This is a genomic window from Kitasatospora sp. NPDC053308, assembly GCF_055585785.1.
Genome location: NZ_JBVJJY010000011.1, coordinates 234,575 through 251,618 on the forward strand (window position 1 = coordinate 234,575; position 17,044 = coordinate 251,618).

General features: G+C 73.0%; 9 protein-coding genes and 1 pseudogene. 5 read left to right on the forward strand and 5 right to left on the reverse strand.

The features are described 5' to 3' along the window. The 5 genes from ACZ6Y7_RS24580 to ACZ6Y7_RS24600 are packed head-to-tail and all read right to left on the reverse strand — an operon-like array spanning position 1 to position 10,094. Positions 1-4,707, reverse strand: a complete 4,707-nt coding sequence (locus tag ACZ6Y7_RS24580; protein WP_465760085.1) for an amino acid adenylation domain-containing protein — start codon at positions 4,705-4,707, stop codon at positions 1-3. After that, positions 4,697-5,680: a guanitoxin biosynthesis L-enduracididine beta-hydroxylase GntD gene (gene gntD / locus ACZ6Y7_RS24585; RefSeq protein WP_465760086.1), complete on the reverse strand. Its 984-nt coding sequence runs from the start codon at positions 5,678-5,680 to the stop codon at positions 4,697-4,699. Before gntD ends, ACZ6Y7_RS24580 begins: the two co-directional genes overlap by 11 nt. Further along, a complete protein-coding gene (locus ACZ6Y7_RS24590; RefSeq protein WP_465760087.1) occupies positions 5,673-5,894 on the reverse strand; it encodes an MbtH family protein in 222 nt (73 codons plus the stop codon). Before ACZ6Y7_RS24590 ends, gntD begins: the two co-directional genes overlap by 8 nt. 31 nt (positions 5,895-5,925) lie before the next feature. Then, positions 5,926-9,276 (reverse strand): non-ribosomal peptide synthetase, encoded by a 3,351-nt coding sequence (locus tag ACZ6Y7_RS24595; RefSeq protein WP_465760088.1) that lies wholly within the window; start codon positions 9,274-9,276, stop codon positions 5,926-5,928. Continuing rightward, positions 9,273-10,094, reverse strand: a complete 822-nt coding sequence (locus ACZ6Y7_RS24600; RefSeq protein WP_465760089.1) for a phytanoyl-CoA dioxygenase family protein — start codon at positions 10,092-10,094, stop codon at positions 9,273-9,275. The genes ACZ6Y7_RS24595 and ACZ6Y7_RS24600 overlap by 4 nt, the downstream gene beginning before the upstream one ends. Before the next feature lie 310 nt (positions 10,095-10,404). On the opposite strand from ACZ6Y7_RS24600, the gene ACZ6Y7_RS24605 reads away from it, so the two are divergent. From ACZ6Y7_RS24605 to ACZ6Y7_RS24625, 5 genes and pseudogenes are all read left to right on the forward strand, one after another. Then, entirely contained in the window at positions 10,405-10,647 is a 243-nt protein-coding gene (locus ACZ6Y7_RS24605) for a response regulator transcription factor (RefSeq protein WP_465760090.1), read from the forward strand. Beyond that, the gene (locus ACZ6Y7_RS24610) at positions 10,647-11,279 is read left to right on the forward strand and encodes a hypothetical protein (protein ID WP_465760091.1); all 633 of its coding nucleotides are present in this window, start codon (positions 10,647-10,649) and stop codon (positions 11,277-11,279) included. Before ACZ6Y7_RS24605 ends, ACZ6Y7_RS24610 begins: the two co-directional genes overlap by 1 nt. Before the next feature lie 54 nt (positions 11,280-11,333). Further along, entirely contained in the window at positions 11,334-11,735 is a 402-nt protein-coding gene (locus ACZ6Y7_RS24615; RefSeq protein WP_465760092.1) for a transposase domain-containing protein, read from the forward strand. A 669-nt stretch (positions 11,736-12,404) separates the two neighbouring features. Beyond that, positions 12,405-12,689, forward strand: a pseudogene (locus ACZ6Y7_RS24620) (transposase); the annotation flags it as partial. A 503-nt stretch (positions 12,690-13,192) separates the two neighbouring features. After that, on the forward strand, positions 13,193-17,035 hold the full coding sequence (locus ACZ6Y7_RS24625) for an acyltransferase domain-containing protein (protein ID WP_465760093.1): 3,843 nt from the start codon (positions 13,193-13,195) through the stop codon (positions 17,033-17,035). Positions 17,036-17,044 lie beyond the last annotated feature (9 nt).

The window sequence follows — 17,044 nt, forward strand, 5'->3', positions numbered from 1 at the left end:
TCAGTGCTCCGGTTCTGTGGTGGTGGTCTCGGCCGTGGAGAGGTCGGCCCGGGTCACGCGGCGCCAAGCGGCTTGCGCCAGTTCGGCGGGCGCGGCGCCGAGCAGGGCGGCGACCCGTTCCCGGCTCCCGACGGCGGCGGTGGGCGCGGGGGCGGCCAGGACGGCGGCCTGCGCGACCCCGGGGTGGGCCTCCAGGACAGCGGCGACCTCGGAGGGTTCGACCCGCACACCGCGGATCTTGATCTGGTCGTCGGCGCGGCCCCAGAACTCCAGCTCGCCGCTCGGACGCATCCGGGCGAGGTCGCCCGTGCGGTAGAGCCGGGTGCCGGGGACTGCGTCGGTGAAACGGTTCTCCACGAAGCGGCGCCGGGTCTCGCCGGCGTTGGCGAGGTAGCCGAGGCCGACGCAGTCACCGGCCAGGTAGAGCTCGCCCACGACGTTCACCGGGACGATCTGGCGGCGCTCGTCCAGGACCACCGCGCCCGTGCCGTCGATCGGCCGACCGATCGACACCCGGCCCTCGTCACCACCGGTGACCCGGTGGAACATCGAACCGATGCTGGCTTCGGTCGGACCGTACAGGTTGTACAGCCGGGCGGTCAGGCCGAGTTCCTCGAACCGGCGGGCCACCCCGCGGCCCAGCTCCTCGCCGCCGACGATGGCGACCGCCAGGGAGCGCAGCGCCTCGGTGGCCGCCGGATCGCCGGCCGCGTGGCGCACCAGCCCGTCCAGCATGGCCGGGACCAGGTCGATCGTGCGCACCTTGTGGGTGGCGATCACGTCGAGCAGCCGCTCCGGCGAGGCCTGCAGGGTCGGCCCGGACAGCACCGTGCGCCCGCCCAGGGTGAGCGGCCACAGGTACTCCCAGACGCAGCTGTCGTACACCGGCGGGGTGGTCTGCAGCACGGTCTCGGCGGCCTCCGCGCCGAACTCGCGGTTCATCCAGGCGATCCGGTTGGCAACGCCCAGGTGGTGGACGACCGCGCCCTTGGGGCGTCCGGTGGAGCCCGAGGTGTAGATCGCGTACATCGGCCGGTCGCCGTCGCCGTGGGCCAGCTGCCACGGGGTCGGGCCGTGCTCGCCGACCGGCGCCGAGGGCACCGCGACGGTCCGGACGCCGGCCGGCCGTGGGCCGTCCTCGGCGCCCGCCGCGACCGAGCTGCCGAGTTCGCCGAGGATGTCCGCGACGCGCTGTGCGGGCCAATCCGGGTCGATCGGCACGAAGGCGGCGCCGAGGCTGTTGACCGCGACCATGGCGGCCAGCATCGCCGGGCCGCCGGGCAGCACCAGCGGGACGAAGCCCTCGACCGGCCCGGCCGCGAGCAGCCGACCGCGGATGTCGTCCACGAGGTCCATCAGCTGTCGGTACGTCAGGCTCGTGCCGTCGGCTTCGACGGCGATCCGCCCGGGGTGCCGGCGGGCCGTCTCGGCGATCTGCAGCGCGAGCGGCGTACGGGTGCCGGCGGCGGGCTCGCCCGCCACCAGGGCGCGGGCGCCGGCGGGGACGTACGGGATGTCCTTGACCTTCAGGTCGGGGTCGGCGACGACCCGCTCGACCAGCGCGAGGAAGGTCTCGACCAGCCGCTCCGCGCTCTGCTCGTCGAACAGGTCGGTGGAGTACCACAGCCGTCCCTCCAGCCGTCCCTCGTACTCGCCGAGGATCAGCGTCAGGTCGAGCGTGGAGGTGCGGGCCGGCAGCTCCAGGGTCCTCACCCGGGCTCCGACGAGGTCGAGGTCGATCCGCTCCTCGTCCATCAGGAACATGGTCCGGAAGATCGGGTTCTCCCCCGGACCGCCGGGCCGGCCGGTGGCGCGGGCGATCTCGTCCAGCGGCAGGTCGGCGCCGCCCTGGGCAGCCAGCGTGCTGCGGCTGAGCCGCTGGACGGCCTCGGCGAACCGCGGGTTGTCGGCGAGGTCCGCGCGCACCGGCAGGGTGTTGACGAACAGTCCGACCAGCCGCTCCAGCTCCTCTGAGCCACGGTTCGTCGTGGGCACGCCGACGGCCAGGTCGAACTGGCCGGCGTGGCGGGCGAGGAACACCGCGAACAGGGTGAGCAGCGTGTGGAACCGGGTGACACCCTCGCGCTGGGCCAGCGCGGTGAGGGCCGCCGTCTGCCGGGGGCCGACGGTGAACGCCCTGGCGCCGCCCACGCCGCTGGGTTCGCGGGGCGCCTCGCGGTCGACGGGCAGCGGCAGGCTCTGCGGCAGCCCGTCGAGGTACTCCCGCCAGAAGCCGTGCAGGCCCTCCGTGTGGGCGCGGAACTCCGCACCGCTCTGCCAGGCGCTGAAATCCAGGTAGCGGGCGCCGAGCGGGGGCAGTTCCGGCTCGGCCCCTCGCGCGGTGGCCGCGTACGCGACGCCCAGCTCGGCGACGAACAGCCCCGCAGACCACTCGTCGAAGGCGATGTGGTGGACGGCGAAGGCCAGCAGCCGGTTGCCGTCCGCGCAGTCCAGCAGGACCGCACGCAGCAGCTCGCCGCCGGCCAGGTCGAAGGGGCGGGCCACGAACGCGGCCAGCAGGCCGTCCACGTCGCTCAGCTCCTGCGCCACGGTGGCGCCGGTGGTGGCGGTCTCGATCCGCACGGCGGCCGGGCGGACGGACTGCACCAGGCGGCCGTCCTCGAACCGGACGGCGGTGCGCAGCGGTTCGTGTCGCTCCACGACCGTGAGGAGCGCTCGCTCCAGGGCGGCGAGGTCGAGCGGGCCGGCCACCTCGAAGACCAACGGCAGGTTGTAAGCGGCCGAGTCGGGCGCGAGCCGGTTGAGGAACCACATCCGCTCCTGGCCGGACCAGGCCGGGCCGTGCTCGGCATCGCTGCGCGGCAGCTCGCGCGGGGTGAGCACGGCGGGCCCGGCGTCGTCGGGGACCGGAGCGTCGGTGGCCGTCACGGCAGCGGCGACGGCGGCCACCGTCGGCGCGGCGAAGAATTCGGCGAAGCCGAGTTCGACCCCGAGCCGACTGCGCAGCCGGGTGAGCAGCTGGGTGACCATCAGCGAGTTCCCACCGAGGTCGAGGAAGCTGTCGTGCGGCCCGATCTCCTGACCTCCGAGCAGCTCCTGCCACAGGGCGGAGACGGCCGCCGCGGCCGCCCGGTACCCCGGGTCGTCCGGGAGGTCCTCGGCCGCGGCGCGGGCGGCCGCCGGGCGCAGGACGTGCGGCCCGTCCGCGTCGTCGGTGTGGACGGTGTAGCGCTGCGGGTGCGCGGGGGCGGGCAGGCGCTCGACGACCTCGGCGGTGAGCGCGGCGACCAGCCGCTCGGACTCGCGGCCGGGGACGGTCGCGAAGACGTCGGCCACCACGCGGTCGCGGCCGTCCGGACCGGGCTCGGCGGTGACGACGGCCTTGGCCACCCCCGGCACGCCGACCAGCACCAGCTCGACCTCGCGCGGCTGCACGGTGAAGCCCCGGATCTTCAACCGGTCGTCGATGCGGCCGGCGAAACGGAAGCTGCCGTCGCTGAGGGCCACGGCGCGGTCGCCGGTGGCGTACATCCGGGCGCCGGGCTCTCCGGCGAACGGGTCGGGGAGGAACCGGGCGGCGGTCCGGGCCGGCTGACCGACGTAGCCGCGGGCAACCGCCAGGCCGCCGACGTACAGCTCGCCGGGTACTCCGGGCGCGACCGGCCGCAGTTGCCCGTCCAGGACGTAGGCCCGGACGCCGGGAAGCGGGGTGCCGATGACGCCGGTACCGATCGGGTCGCCCGGCCCGATGGGCCCGGCCGTGATCGACGTGATCGCCTGCTCGGTGGAGCCGTACATGTTGTGGACGCGGCTGTGCGGGCCGGCCACCGCGTGCCAGCGGGCGATCTCGGCGGAGCCGACCTCCTCGCTGCCGACCGCGATCACCCGCGCGGTGGCGGGCGGCTGCGGGACGTCCCCGGCCTCGATCGCGGCGAGCCAGGCCGTCCAGAAGGAGGTGGGCAGGTCGAGCGCGCTGACCTGGTGCTCAGCCAGGAAGGCGGTGAAGGCCGCGAGGTCGGTGGCGACGGCCGGATCCATCAGGACCAGCGCGCCTCCGGCGACCCAGGCGCAGAACGCCTCCTCCAGAGTGATGTCGACGCCGAGCGAGGTGAACTGGAGCACCCGGTCGGCCTCGGTCAGCTCCCAACGCCCAGCGATCCCGGCGCAGTTGTTGAGCAGCGCGGCGTGCTCGGTCAGCACGCCCTTGGGCCGGCCGGTCGACCCGGAGGTGAACACCACGTACGCGAGGTCAGCACCGGTCCCCGCCCAGCGGAGCACGGGCGCGGGCCGGTCCGCGGCCTCGAGCACCTCGTCGACCCGGACAACGCCGTCCACGCCGGCCCCGGCCGCCACGGCCGCGTGCGCCTCGTCGACGAAGACCTGGGCCAGGCCGGACTCCTCGGCCACCTCCTTGATCCTCGCGGCGGGCCAGGCCGGGTCCAGCGGCACGTACGCCGCACCGCCGCCCAGCACACCCAGCACCACGGCCAGGAAACGCTGGTCGCGCGCGCCCAGGTAGCCCACCCGGGTCTCCCGCCCGGCGGGCAGCGCGGCGGCCACCCGGTCGGCCAGCAGGCCGAGTCGCTCGTACGACCAGTTGCCGAAACCACCGGTCACCGCCGTGGCGTGCGGGCATTCAGCCCGCCGCGCCGCGAAGGCCTCGATCACCGATGTCCAGCCCGTGGGCACCGCCACCGTCGTCTCCCCGTTCACCGTCGTCCCCGTGGTCGCCGTCTCAGTGGTCATTGCCGTCCAGAATCTGTCGTGAGGCCGTGGTCCGAACGGACCAGCTGCGGCGGAGGTCCCGGCTGACGGACATCCGCTTGAGCCAGCGGTCGCGGCCGTCGTAGTTAGCCCGGAAGGGCCTGCGCCCGTGTACGGCGCGGTAGTTGTCGACCACCAGGATGTCGCCGGGCTCCAGCACCACCTGCTGCAGCGCCGCGTCGACCACGGCGTAGAAGTCCTGCAGGACGGCGGCCACCGTGGGGTCGACCGGTTGCTCCAGGAAGTACGGGTCCACGCAGACGTACGGGTGGGCCCGGTCGCCGGTCAGCAGCGCCCTGGGCTTGGCCGGCTCGGCGGCGTCGCCGTGCGACTCGTCCGGCCGATGCCGAAACCGCTCCTCGAAGAGCAGGTCGAACCTCGGGTCGGCCAGGTCCCAGTCGGCGGCGCAGCTGACCGTGGTGGCCGCGCCCTGCGGGTTGCGCAGGCAGAGCAGCCCGACGTAGTCCGGGCGGTGGCTGTGGAAGGCGTCCTCGGTGTGCCACCAGATCGGTTCCTGGCTGGCGAAGTTGATCTGGGTGTTCTCGAACTCACGCATCGGCAGGACGTCGTGGATCACCGAACCGCCCTGCTGGGTGTTCCAGCCGAACAGCTCGCCGACCACCGAGCCCACCAGGGCAAGCCGGCTCTCGTACCGATCGGTGCGGCGGACCGCCTCCGGGTCGCGCCAGGTGGCCGGGGTCGCGCCGATCGCCTCGTCGTCCACCGACAGGCCGGTGACCAGCGCGAAGGCGGCGTCCTCGCGCTGCCGCATACCGGTCAGCGCGGTGCGCAGCCGCTGCGGCAGTTCCTGCGCCAGAGCGGGCGCCTGGCGGAAGAAGGTGTGGGACTGCGGCCCGGTGGCGGCCCGGGCGTGCGCGTCGGCCAGCTCGGTAAGCGTCCGTGCCTCCCCGGGCTCCAGCGCCAGGGTGAGGCCGGGGCTGAGGAGATCAGGCATCGAGTCCTCCGGCGGTGTCGGAGCGGCGGGCCGCGAACGGGCGCAGGTCCGTCCAGTGCTCCTCGATGTACGCCAGGCACTCCTGCTCGCCGGCCGGGCCGCCGAGCGCCGTCCAGCCGAGCGGGACCTCCCGGTCCGCGGGCCAGATGGAGTACTGCCCCTGCTCGTTCACCACGACGGTGTGCGAGCCGGTTGCGACGGTCTGTGAGCTCATGGGTCGTTCTTCCTTCCGTGGGGCGGCGTGGTCAGTGCGCCGGCCCCAGCAGGTCGTCGAAGAGGTCGTCGAGTTGCCGGCGCGCCTGCGCCTCGGCGGCCCCGGCCGTGATGACGTCGGCGTCCGCTTGGGGGGCCGCGAGGGCGCTGCGCACCAGTTCGGCCAGCCCGGCCACGGTCGGCCGCCGGTAGAAGTCGGCGAGCGGGAACTCGACGCGGTGGCGGGCCTGGACAGCCCAAAGCAGCTTGGTGGCGAGCAGGGAGTGGCCGCCGAGCTGGAAGAAGTCGTCGTCCCGGCCGACCCGTTCGGCGCCGATGAGGGCGGCGAGCTCGGCGGCGAGCTCCCGCTCCAGCTCGTCCTGCGGCTCGGCGGCCCGCTCCGTGCCCGCGGTTCCGGTGAACTCCGGTGCGGGCAAGCGGCGTTGGTCGACCTTCCCGTTGACGGTCAGCGGGAAGCGGTCCAGCGCGACGAACGCGGCCGGGACCATGTAGTCCGGCAGCCGCCGCCGCAGGAATTCCCGCAGCTCGGCTGCGCCGGGCGCCGCCCCGTTCTGCGGGACGACGTAGGCGACCAGGCGGCGCTCCGCCGAGCCCTGTCCGTCCACCTTGACGAAGGCCGAGCGCACCGCCGGGTGGGCGTCCAGACCGGCCTGCACCTCGCCGAGTTCCACCCGGAAACCGCGGATCTTGACCTGGCCGTCCGCCCGGCCGAGGAACTCCAGCTCGCCGTCGGGCAGATGGCGGGCGATGTCGCCGGTGCGGTAGAGCCGGGCACCGGGCCGTCCGGAGAACGGGTCGGGCACGAAGGCGGCCGCGGTCAGGTCCGGCCGCCCGAGGTAGCCGTGGGCGAGCCCGGCGCCGCCGATGTACACCTCGCCGCGTGCGCCGACCGGCACCGGCCGGCGCGCGGAGTCCAGTACGTACACCTGGTGGTTGGCGATGGGCCGCCCGACCGGCGCCCACCCCGGCCAGGCGGCCGGGTCCGCGGGCAGCCGGTGGGCCGTGGTGACGTGGGTCTCGGAGGGCCCGTACTCGTTGTGCAGGCGGCCGTTCGGCAGATCGGCGAAGAGCGTGCGCAGGTCGTCGGTGACCACCAGCTGCTCGGAGCCGGCGATCACCGTTTCGAGCGTGCGCGGCAGCCGTCCGCCCAGGCGGTAGCCCTCGGCCACCTGTTGGAGCGCCACCGCGGGGATGAACAGCCGCTGGATCCGGTGCTGGTTGAGCAGGTCCACCAGGCCGTGCACGTCGCGCCGCTCGTCCTCGGTGATGAGCACCAGGGTGCCGCCGGCGCCGAGGGTGGAGAAGATCTCCTGGAACGACACGTCGAAGCTGAGCGACGCGAACTGCAGCGTCCGGTAGCCGGGTTGCCACGGCTGGTAGCGCCTCAGTTGCCAGGCGATGAGGTTGCTCACCGCCCGGTGCGGCATCAGGATGCCCTTGGGGCGGCCGGTGGAGCCGGAGGTGTAGGTCACGTAGGCGACCGACTCCGGGTCCACGGGGACCGCCGGCCGGGGCGCGGCGTCCGCTTCCGGCGCGGTGGCCAGTGCAGCGACGTCGACCAGCCGGGCACCGGTCGCCGGGAGCCGGTCGGCCGTGCCGGCGTCGACCAGGACCACCGCGGGCGCGGTGTCCTCCAGCAGCAGCGCGATCCGCTCCTGCGGATGGCTCAGGTCCAACGGCACGTACGCGGCGCCGGTCCTGAGCGTGCCCAGGACGGCGGCCAGCATCGCGACCGATCGACGGACGGCGATGCCGACGAATCCGCCCGGGCCCGCCCCGGCCGCGACCAGCGCCCGGGCTACCTCCTCGGCCCGTCGGTCGAGTTCGGCGTAGCTGATCCGTTCGGCCCCGGCCTCGACCGCGATCGCCTCCGGGGTCCGTTCGACCTGCCGCTCGAACCAGTGCTGGGCCAGCGGCTCGGCCCCGAGGTCGGCGGCGGTGCCGTTCCAGGTCCGCAGGACCAGCTCGCGCTCCTCGGGGGCGAGCAGGTCGTGGTCGGCAAGCGGGAGGTCCGGAGCGTCGGCAAGCGAGCGGACCAGCCGGGCCAGCTGCCGGGCGAGCCGGTCCGCCGTCAGGTCGTCGATCAGCGCGCTGTCGTACTCCAGGACGAGTTCGGTACCGGCCGACCGCCGCGCCGCGAACAGGGCCAGGTCGAACTTCGCCTCCCCGCCGTCGGCCTCCAGCGGGGTGCAGACCGTTCCCGGCAGATCGAGCCCGGCGGCGCCGATTTCATCGGCGGCGAACCACACCTGGAACAACGGGTGCCGCCCTCCCGAGCGCTCCGGCCGCAGCGCCTCCACCACCTCGTCGAAGGGCACCTCGGCCCGGTCGTACGCCTCGGTGACGGTCGTGCGCGTCCGGGCGAGCAGCGTGCGGAACGATGGCGCCCCGACGAGGTCGACGCGCAGCGCGAGGGTGTTGAGGAAGAAGCCGATCAGCTCGTGCGTCCAGGCCTGCTCGCGCTGGGCGTACGGCGTGCCGATCACCAGGTCGTCCTGCCCGCCGACCCGGTGCAGCAGAGCGGCCCAGGCGGCCATCAGCACGGTGACCGGCGTGCAGCCCTCGGCCCGGCCGAGCTCCTCCAGCCGGGCGAGGTCCGCCGGGTCGGCCGGTACGGTCAGCTGCCGCGCGGGGCCCGGACCGGACTCGCGCACGGGGTTCGCGGGCAGGTCGACGGTGGTCGGCGCGCCCTCCAAGTGCGCGCGCCAGAGGGCGAGCTGGTCCTGCCGCCCGTCGGTGCGCCGGTGCTCCTGCGCCGCCCAGTCCAGGTACTGCGCGGCCGGCGGAGCGAGCTCCCCGGCACCGCCGACAGCCCGCCGGTAGAGCGCGGCGAGGTCGTGCTGGAGCACGCCGGAGGACCAGTCGTCGAAGAGGATGTGATGGATGGTCAGCGTGAGCGTCCATCGGGCGTCACCGTGCCGGTGCAGCCGCACGCGCACCGGGGGCACCTCAGCCGCGAGGTCGAAGGGCAGGTCCGCCTCGGCACGGACCCGGGCGGCGACCGCGGCCTCGCGATCTGCCGCAGCGAGCGCGCTGTGGTCCTCGATCTCGACGGCGGGCGGGTCGGCGAGCACGACCTGCCCGGGCTCGCCCCATTCGTCGAGCACGATCCGAGTGCGCAGGGCGGGGTGGCGCAGGCACAGCTGCCGCAGACTCTCCGCGAACGCCGCCTCGTCCAGCGTTCCCTCGATGCGCCAGGCCATCGGGACGTTGTACTGGGCACTGCCCGGGTGCAGGCGGTCGAGCAGCCAGAGCCGCCGCTGCCCCGGGGAGAGCGGGCCCTCGGTGCGACCGCTCGGAAGGTCGGCGCCTCCCGGAGCGGGGCTGCGCCGGCCGCGCTGGGCGAGCAGCTCCTGGATCCGGCGTTCGCGCTCGCCGGTCATGCGCGGGCCGCGGTGACGTGCGGGAGGGAGAGCAGTGCGTCGTCGGCGACCGTGCTGAGCGGGGTGAAGTCGCGGGCGGCGAGGAACTCCGGCCGGGGGGCGGCCACGTCCTGCAGCCGGTTGCGCACGCTGTTGTAGCTGATCAGGACCAGGGTTCGGTTGTTGGGCGACATGTTGGGCACCGAGCCGTGCAGGATGTTGCTGTGGAACAGCAGGACGCTGCCGGCTCCGCCCTTGGGAGCGACGATGCCGCGCTCCCGTGTGGCCCGAGCGAGGGTGTCGGCGGTCAGCGAGTACTTCATCTTCGCGGAGAGCGTCCGGCTCCAGTCCGCGTCGTCCTGCACCGTGGTCTCGTACACGCCGTCCAGGTGCGAGCCGGGGACCAACATGAGCGGGCCGTTGAACTCGTCGACCCGGTCCATGAAGACGGCGGCGCTGAGCGCGTGCGGCGCGGGCATGCCGTCCTCGTCACGCCAGAAGCGGTAGTCCTGGTGCCACTCCCAGACCTCGCCGACCAGGGCGAGTTTCGCGTTGATCTTGAACTGGTGGACGTAGACCTCGTCGCCCAGCAGCTGCCGGGCGGGCTCCACCAGCCGGGGCAGCCGGGTGAGCGCCCCGAACACCGGGTGGCTCGCGTGCACGCCGTGCACGCCGCGCACCACCCCGGTCCCGGCCTCCATAACGCGGTGCGGACCGGGTTCGGCGAATACCTCTGAAAGGCTTCCGCGGAGAGTCGCCAGCTCTGCGGGATCGAAGACGTCAGGAATCAGGATGAACCCGTCCTGGCCGAATAGCCGGATTTGCTCTTCGGTCAGCATGTCGTCAATCAGTCCTCTCGGAAGGGGCCGCGGCCGAACCGTCGGCGCATTCGTTCGCCACCCTCACCCCGGCTCACAGGTTCGGGCGAGTCACCGCAACTGGCGACTTGACATGATCACCGGTCTGTGATTCGAACCCAACGGGGCACGTGAGCAACGGAGTCCGATCGGACCGACGAGGTCGCTCCGACCTGCCCTTCAAGATCTTTGGCTCGGCAAACGCGGTGATAGTCTGACCGCTCGGCGGCGGGCGGGACGCTCATCGGGCCCGTCGCATTTGCACAGACGAAATTTCTGACGGGGGTCAACCATGAGCCTGGATCTCGTGCCGACTGAATTCTCGCCGCGCGAGCGCGAGGTGCTGGAACAAATAGCCTGCGGGCGTACCTACGAGCAGGCCGCCCGGCGCCTCGGGATCAGTGTTCATACGGTGAATACGTACCTCCGGCGAATTCGCGCCAAGGCTCCCGCGGCCACCCACGCCGACCTGGTCCAGCTGAGCCTGCGGGTCAACGGGCCGACGAACCACCAGTTCACCCAGGCGGTGGCGTGATGAGCGGCGGCGTTGCGTCGGCCGGAGCTCCCGTCGGTGCGGCGGAGGCACTGGCCTACTACGCGCACGGCTGGTACGCCGGGGGCGACGCCAGGAAGCCGCAGGCACCACTCAAATGGGAGAACCCGGAGACCCGTTGCATCATCGACGTCCGAGGCGACACCTGGACCCGCTACCTCCGTCGAGCCCGCCGGGCGGTCGAGACCGGCGGCTTCGATCTGCGCTGGGACACCGCGTTCGGCGAGGTGCTCGACTCCTGTGCGGTGGGCCGCAAACCGGGCGAGACCACCTGGATCGACGCCGCGATGTCCGCGCTCTACCGTGAGCTGCACCAGGTCGGCGCCGCCCACTCCGCCGAGGTGTGGCTGGACGGCGTGCTGGTGGGCGGTGTCATCGGTCTGGGCATCGGACGGTGGCTCTCCATGGAGACGACCTTCCACTCCGCGCCCAACGCCGGGCACGCCGCGATCGCAGCCATGGCGGAACTTATGGAACGCCGCGGCTGCGTCCTGGTCGACGTGCAGGAACTCCACGCCTTCACCCGGCAGTTGGGCGGCACGGTGATCCCCCGGGACACCTACCTTCGACTCCTGCGGGCCGCGCTCGACCCCACACTCGCCCCGGCCGGCTAGGGCCAATGCCAGTGACTTTGGTGTCTCTGGCTCGTCGGGTGTGGTGTGGCGAGGGTGGGGCAGGTCAAGTCGCCTACGGGTGAGCGGCTATCGGATCGGATCGCGATCGGGGTGCTGACCCAGGCGTTTCCGCCGGATCTGGTCGATGAGGTGATCTCCGAGACCGGGCGGGGCGAGAAACGCAGCCGGCTGTTGCCGGCGCGGGTGGTCGTGTACTTCGTGCTGGCGATGTGCCTGTTCTTCGGGCAGGGCTACGAGGAGGTCGCACGGCTGCTGGGCGAGGGACTTGGGGACGGGCGGCGGTCGTGGCGGGTTCCCACGATCGCCGCGATCGGCCGGGCCCGCCGACGGCTGGGAGTCGATCCGCTGAAGGCGCTGTTCGCGTGGGTGTGCCGCCCGCCGGCCGCGCCCGGGACGGCGGGGCCTGGTACCGGCACTGGCGTCTGGTCGCGGTAGACGGCACGACTTCGGACCTGGCGGACACCGAGGCCAACGACGCGCATTTCGGCCGTCCGGGCACCGGGCGCGGGACGGGCGCGTTCCCGCAGGCCAGAGTAGTGGGGCTGGCCGAGTGCGGCACCCACGCCGCGTTCGGCGCCGAGGTGGGCCCGCCGTCGGTGGGCGAGCAGGCGCTGTCGCGTCGGCTGTTCGTGCACCTGCGGGAGGGCATGCTGCTGCCGGCGGACCGGGGCTTCTACGGGTTCGAGCTGTGGCATGCCACCCGGGCGTTCGCGCGGACCTGCTGTGGCGGGTCCGCGCGAACGCCGCCCTGCCGGTCATGCGGGTACAGGAAGACGGTTCCTACCTCAGTACCGTCCACGCTGAGCCGGACCGCAGGAGCAGCCGCAACCCGGTGACCGTGCGGGTCGTCGAGTACACCCTGGCCCGCACCGGCGACGCGACCGTCTACCGGCTGGTGACCACCATCCTCGACCCCGAGCAGGCGCCCGCCCGCGAACTGGCCGCGCTCTGCGCCCAGCGGTGGGAGATCGAGGCCGCCCTGGACGAGATCAAGACCCACCAGCGCGGCCCCGGACTCGTCCTGCGCCTCGAAGTACCCGTGGGGCGTCGAGCAGGAGGTCTACGGCCTCCTGCTCGTCCACCACGCGATCCGGCAGCTCATGCCACCTCGGCTACGAGAAGCGCGACCCGGCCGGTGCCGGCTCCGGGAACTCCCGCAACGGCATCCGGTCCACGACTGTGCTCACCGACGTGGGACCGGTCGAGATCGATGTGCCTCGCGACCGGGAAGGCAGCTTCGAGCCGCAGATCGTGCGCAAGCGCCAGCGCCGGCTGACCGGTGTCGACGACATGGTCCTGTCCCTGTCGGCCCGGGGTCTGACACGCGGTGGGATCTCCGCCCATCTGGCCGAGGTCTATGGCGTGAGCGTGTCCAAGCAGACCATCTCCACCACCCCTGAACTGCTTCGACCGGCGCGCGGAGGGTTCGGTTGTGGTTGGTCTGCGCCCTCGCGCTACGAGAACGCTGCGATGCGCTCCTCCGGGGAGAATTGACCGATGAATCGGTCCCGCGTCAACTTGAAGAGCGGACGATCTGGCGGAGTCATGCACCAGGTGCGCATCCGCGCGTACACGGTGTCCGGCAGCGGGCTCCGCGGGGCCGTAACAGCGAGTACGTGCTATGCCCGCGCCCATCTGGCCACTTGTGGTGCGGCAGAGTGCGGGCCGGGGCCGGAACTCTTCCTGGACGATCGCGGTGCGGACCGGGCGGCGGGGCGTGGCGTGGCTGGAGTCGGGGGCCACGTGCCGGCGATCGTAAGGGCGGCCCTCAAGGACGGCGTGGGCACTCCGTCGGCACGGCTGAGGGGGAGACCCTCGACGGGCGGCGCCTGCCGTTCTCCCGCGGTCCCGCGGCGTGAAGGTCGCCGAGCAGGTGGAGAGAAGGGGACACGATGGCTGCCTCACAGGAGACCCCGATCGCGGTGATCGGGATCGGCTGCAGGTTTCCGGGGGGCGTTGAGAGTGCGGCCGGGCTGTGGCGGTTGGCCGCACAGGGCCGTTCAACGGTGGGGCCGGTGCCTGCGGGGCGCTGGGACGCGGCAGAACTGGCGGCCGTTCAGGATCCGGACGTCGCGGTCCGGGCGGGGCAGGGGTGCTTCCTGGACGGGGACGTGTGGGCGTGGGAGCCGGAGGCGTTCGCGGTGGCCCCGGTCGAGCAGCGCTGGGTGGACCCGCAGTTCCGGGTGCTGTTGGAGGTGGCGTGGGAGGCGGTGGAGCATGCTGGCGTGCCGCTCGACCGACTGCGCGGTTCGCGGACCGGGGTGTATGTGGGCACCTACGCGCCGGACAACCTCTTTCGCGAGGCGAGACCGGTCCAGGACGCGCCCAACAGCCCCTACCTGTTCGGGAATTTCACGGCGGGTGCGGCGGGGCGGGTGGCGTTCGCCCTGGACCTGCGCGGCCCGGTGATGGTGATCAGTACGCACTGCTCCTCGGGCTTGGTGGCGCTGGATACCGCGTGCGGGGCCCTGACGCTGGGGGATTGTGATGTGGCACTGGCGGGTGCAGTGCTGCTGATGCTCTCACCCGAGACGCACTTGTACGAGGCTCCGCTGCTGCTCTCGCAGCGTGGGGCGTGTCATGCCTTCGACGCGCGTGCGGACGGCTACGTACGAGGGGAGGGCGCAGGCGTACTCGTGCTGAAACGTTTGGCTGATGCGTTGCGGGACGGGGACCGGGTGCTGGCGGTGATCAGGGGCAGCGCGGTCAACAACGACGGGCAGGCCAGCCGTCTGACCGCGCCGTCGACCCTCATGCAGCAGCGGCTGTTCCGCCGCGCGGTCGAGGCTGCCGGGATCGACGCGGGCGAGGTCGGTCTGATCGAGGCGCACGGCCCGGGCACCGCGGTCGGCGACCCGGTGGAGTACGCCTCCATCGACTCCGTCTACGGCCAGGGCAAGGGTCGGTGTGCGCTGGGCTCGGTCAAGACCAACATCGGGCACAGTGAGCCGGTATCGGGGATCGCCGGCGTGATCAAGGCTGTCGAGTGTCTGCGTCGCGGCTTCATCCCGCCCAACCTCCACTTCGACCGGTGGAACCCCTCCATCTCCCGGGGCGTGCCATCGAGGCTGTTCGTGCCCACCGTGCTCACCGCGTGGCCGGTCAAGGGGGCTGCACGGCTGGCCGGAATCTGCTCGTACGGGGTGACCGGCACCAACGCGCACGTCGTCCTGGAGACCGCGCCGAAGCCCCGGCGTCGCACCGCACGCCGCGACCGGACGCCCGAGGGGAGTCCGGCCCGCTTGTTCCTGCTCTCGGGTACCTCCCCGGAGTCGCTGTCCGCAGCCGCGGCACGGCTGGCCGACTGGGCGGAGGGCGAGCACGGCCAGGCGGTGGAGCCGGCGGACACAGCGCACACCCTGGCCCTGCGCCGCTGGCACGCGGACCACCGCCTGGGCCTGGTCGCCCGCGATCACGCTCAACTGGCGGAGCGGGCTAGGGCGTTCGCCGAGGGACGGCAGGCGGACGACATGGTCAGTGGGGTGCCTGTGCTGCCACCGGATCATGCCGGGCCGGTGTTCGTCTTCACCGGCCAGGGCTCCCAGCGGCCCGGCATGTGCCGCAGGCTGCTGGCGGCCGAGCCGGTGTTCGCCGCCACGATCGACGAACTCGAGCCGCTGATCGCGACCGAGGCCGGGTTTTCCCTGCGCGCGATGATCGCCGATCCGGAGCGGCTGCGCGGTATCGACCGGATCCAGCCTGTGCTGTTCGGCGTCCAGGTCGCACTGGCGGCGTTGTGGCGGTCCTGGGGCGTCGAACCGGCCGCCGTGATCGGGCAGTCGTTGGGCGAAGCCGCCGCCGCCGTGGTGTGCGGTGCGCTCAGCCGTGCGGACGGAGTGCGGGTGATCTGCCGCCGCTCGGCGCTGCTCGCCACCATCTCCGGCGGCGCGATGGCGTCCGTCCTGCTCGGTGCCGACGAGGTCCGGTCGGCGCTCGCGACAGCCGGGGCGGACGGTGTGTCGCTCGCTGTGCTCACCTCCCCCACCTCCACCGTCATCTCCGGGGACGCCGCACAGATCGCCGCTCTGGTCCGGGCGTGGGATGCGGCTGGTGTCGCGGCCCGGATGATCGACGTCGATGTGGCCTCGCATTCCCCGCAGGTCGAGCCCGTCCTGGCCGATCTGACCGCGGCCCTCGCCGACCTGCCCGCCACTGCGCCCGGCGAGGGATTCTTCTCCACCGTCAGTGAGGACCCCCGCAGCCCCGGTCCGCTGGACGGCTCCTACTGGGTGCGCAACCAGCGCGGCACGGTCCGCTTCCACACCGCCGTATCGGCGGCGCTGACCGCCGGACACCGGCTCTTCGTCGAATGCACCCCGCACCCCTTGGCCGTCCGCCCCATCCTGGATACCGCCCACGCGGACGGCGTGAGCGATGCCGTGGCAGTCGGCACCCTGCGCCAGGGCGTTGACGACACCGACGCATTCTTGGCTCATCTCGCGGCCGTGCACTGCGCCGGATACGACCGCATCGACTTCGCCTCCCGCTACGGCGAGGGCCGACTGGCCGAACTGCCCCCACATGCCTGGCACCGCACACGCCATGGCGGCGACCAGACGCCCTACCAGCTCATCGCCCCCCATCTGGCGGGCGCCGCCCAGCATCCACTGCTCGGCGGCTACGTGCACGATCCCGACGCCCCCGAGCGGCACCTGTGGCAGGCTCTCGTCAGCCCGCACCGCCTGCCCTGGCTCGGTGACCACCGGGTTTCCGGGGTACCGGTGCTGCCCGGAACCGGCCTGGCCGAGATGGCTCTCGCCGCCGGCGCACAGGTCTTCGCCACCGACCGCATCGTCCTCGAGGGGCTGCAGGCCGATGCGCCCCTGATCCTGGAACCCGAACCGCAGGTCACCACCCGTATGACCGTCCGGGGGCAGCAGGCGCGGGTCGAAGTGGTCTCGGGCGGCCAGGACGGTGTCGTCGTGCACGCCGCAGCGACCGTACGGCCGCTGCCCGCCCACGAGGCTCCGGAGCGCCTGGAGACGCCCGCACTCGTCACCGAGCAGTGGACGGACACGGCCCCGGCCGACCTCTACCGGTACTTCCGCGAGCGCCACGACGTGTTCCACGGCCCTGCTTTCACCGCGGTCGACCGCATCCAGATCAGCCCCGCGCGCGACCGTGCCGTCGCCCGACTGCGGATCGCCGACCCGGCCCGCGTGTCCGCGTGGACCATGGCCCTCCACCCCGCCCTCGCCGACCAACTGGTGCAGACCGTCGTCGCGGCCTGGCTGGAGTACTGCGCTACCAGCCCCGGGCCTGTGGTCGTCAGCGGCTTCGACGAGATCCGCGTCCACGGACCCACCGCCCACACACGCATCGCGTCCGTACAGCTGCACCGAGCCGATGACCTCGCCTGCACCGCCTCCGGACAACTCGCCACCGCCGACGGCACCGTCGTCGCCGAGGTCCGCGGCCTGCGCCTGACCAACATCACCCCGCCTCAGCAGCGCTACGCCGACCGACTCGCCCATCTCGCCTGGATGCCCCACCCTGTCCCGGCGGACCGCGAAGCGGACAGGGAGAGCCGGTGGCTGGTCGTCGCGGCCGAGGACAGCCCCTGGGCCGAGCGGCTGGCCGCCCTGCTGGGCAAGAGGAGCGCCGGCAGCCGGCTGCTCACCCACCGACCAGAGGTCCCCCCGGCCGGAGCGGCCCTCGCCGAGGCACTGGAGGGCCGCGAGCCGGCGGTCACCGCGCTGGCTCTCGTCCTCGACCCGCCCGCCCGCCCGTCATGAGCACACCCC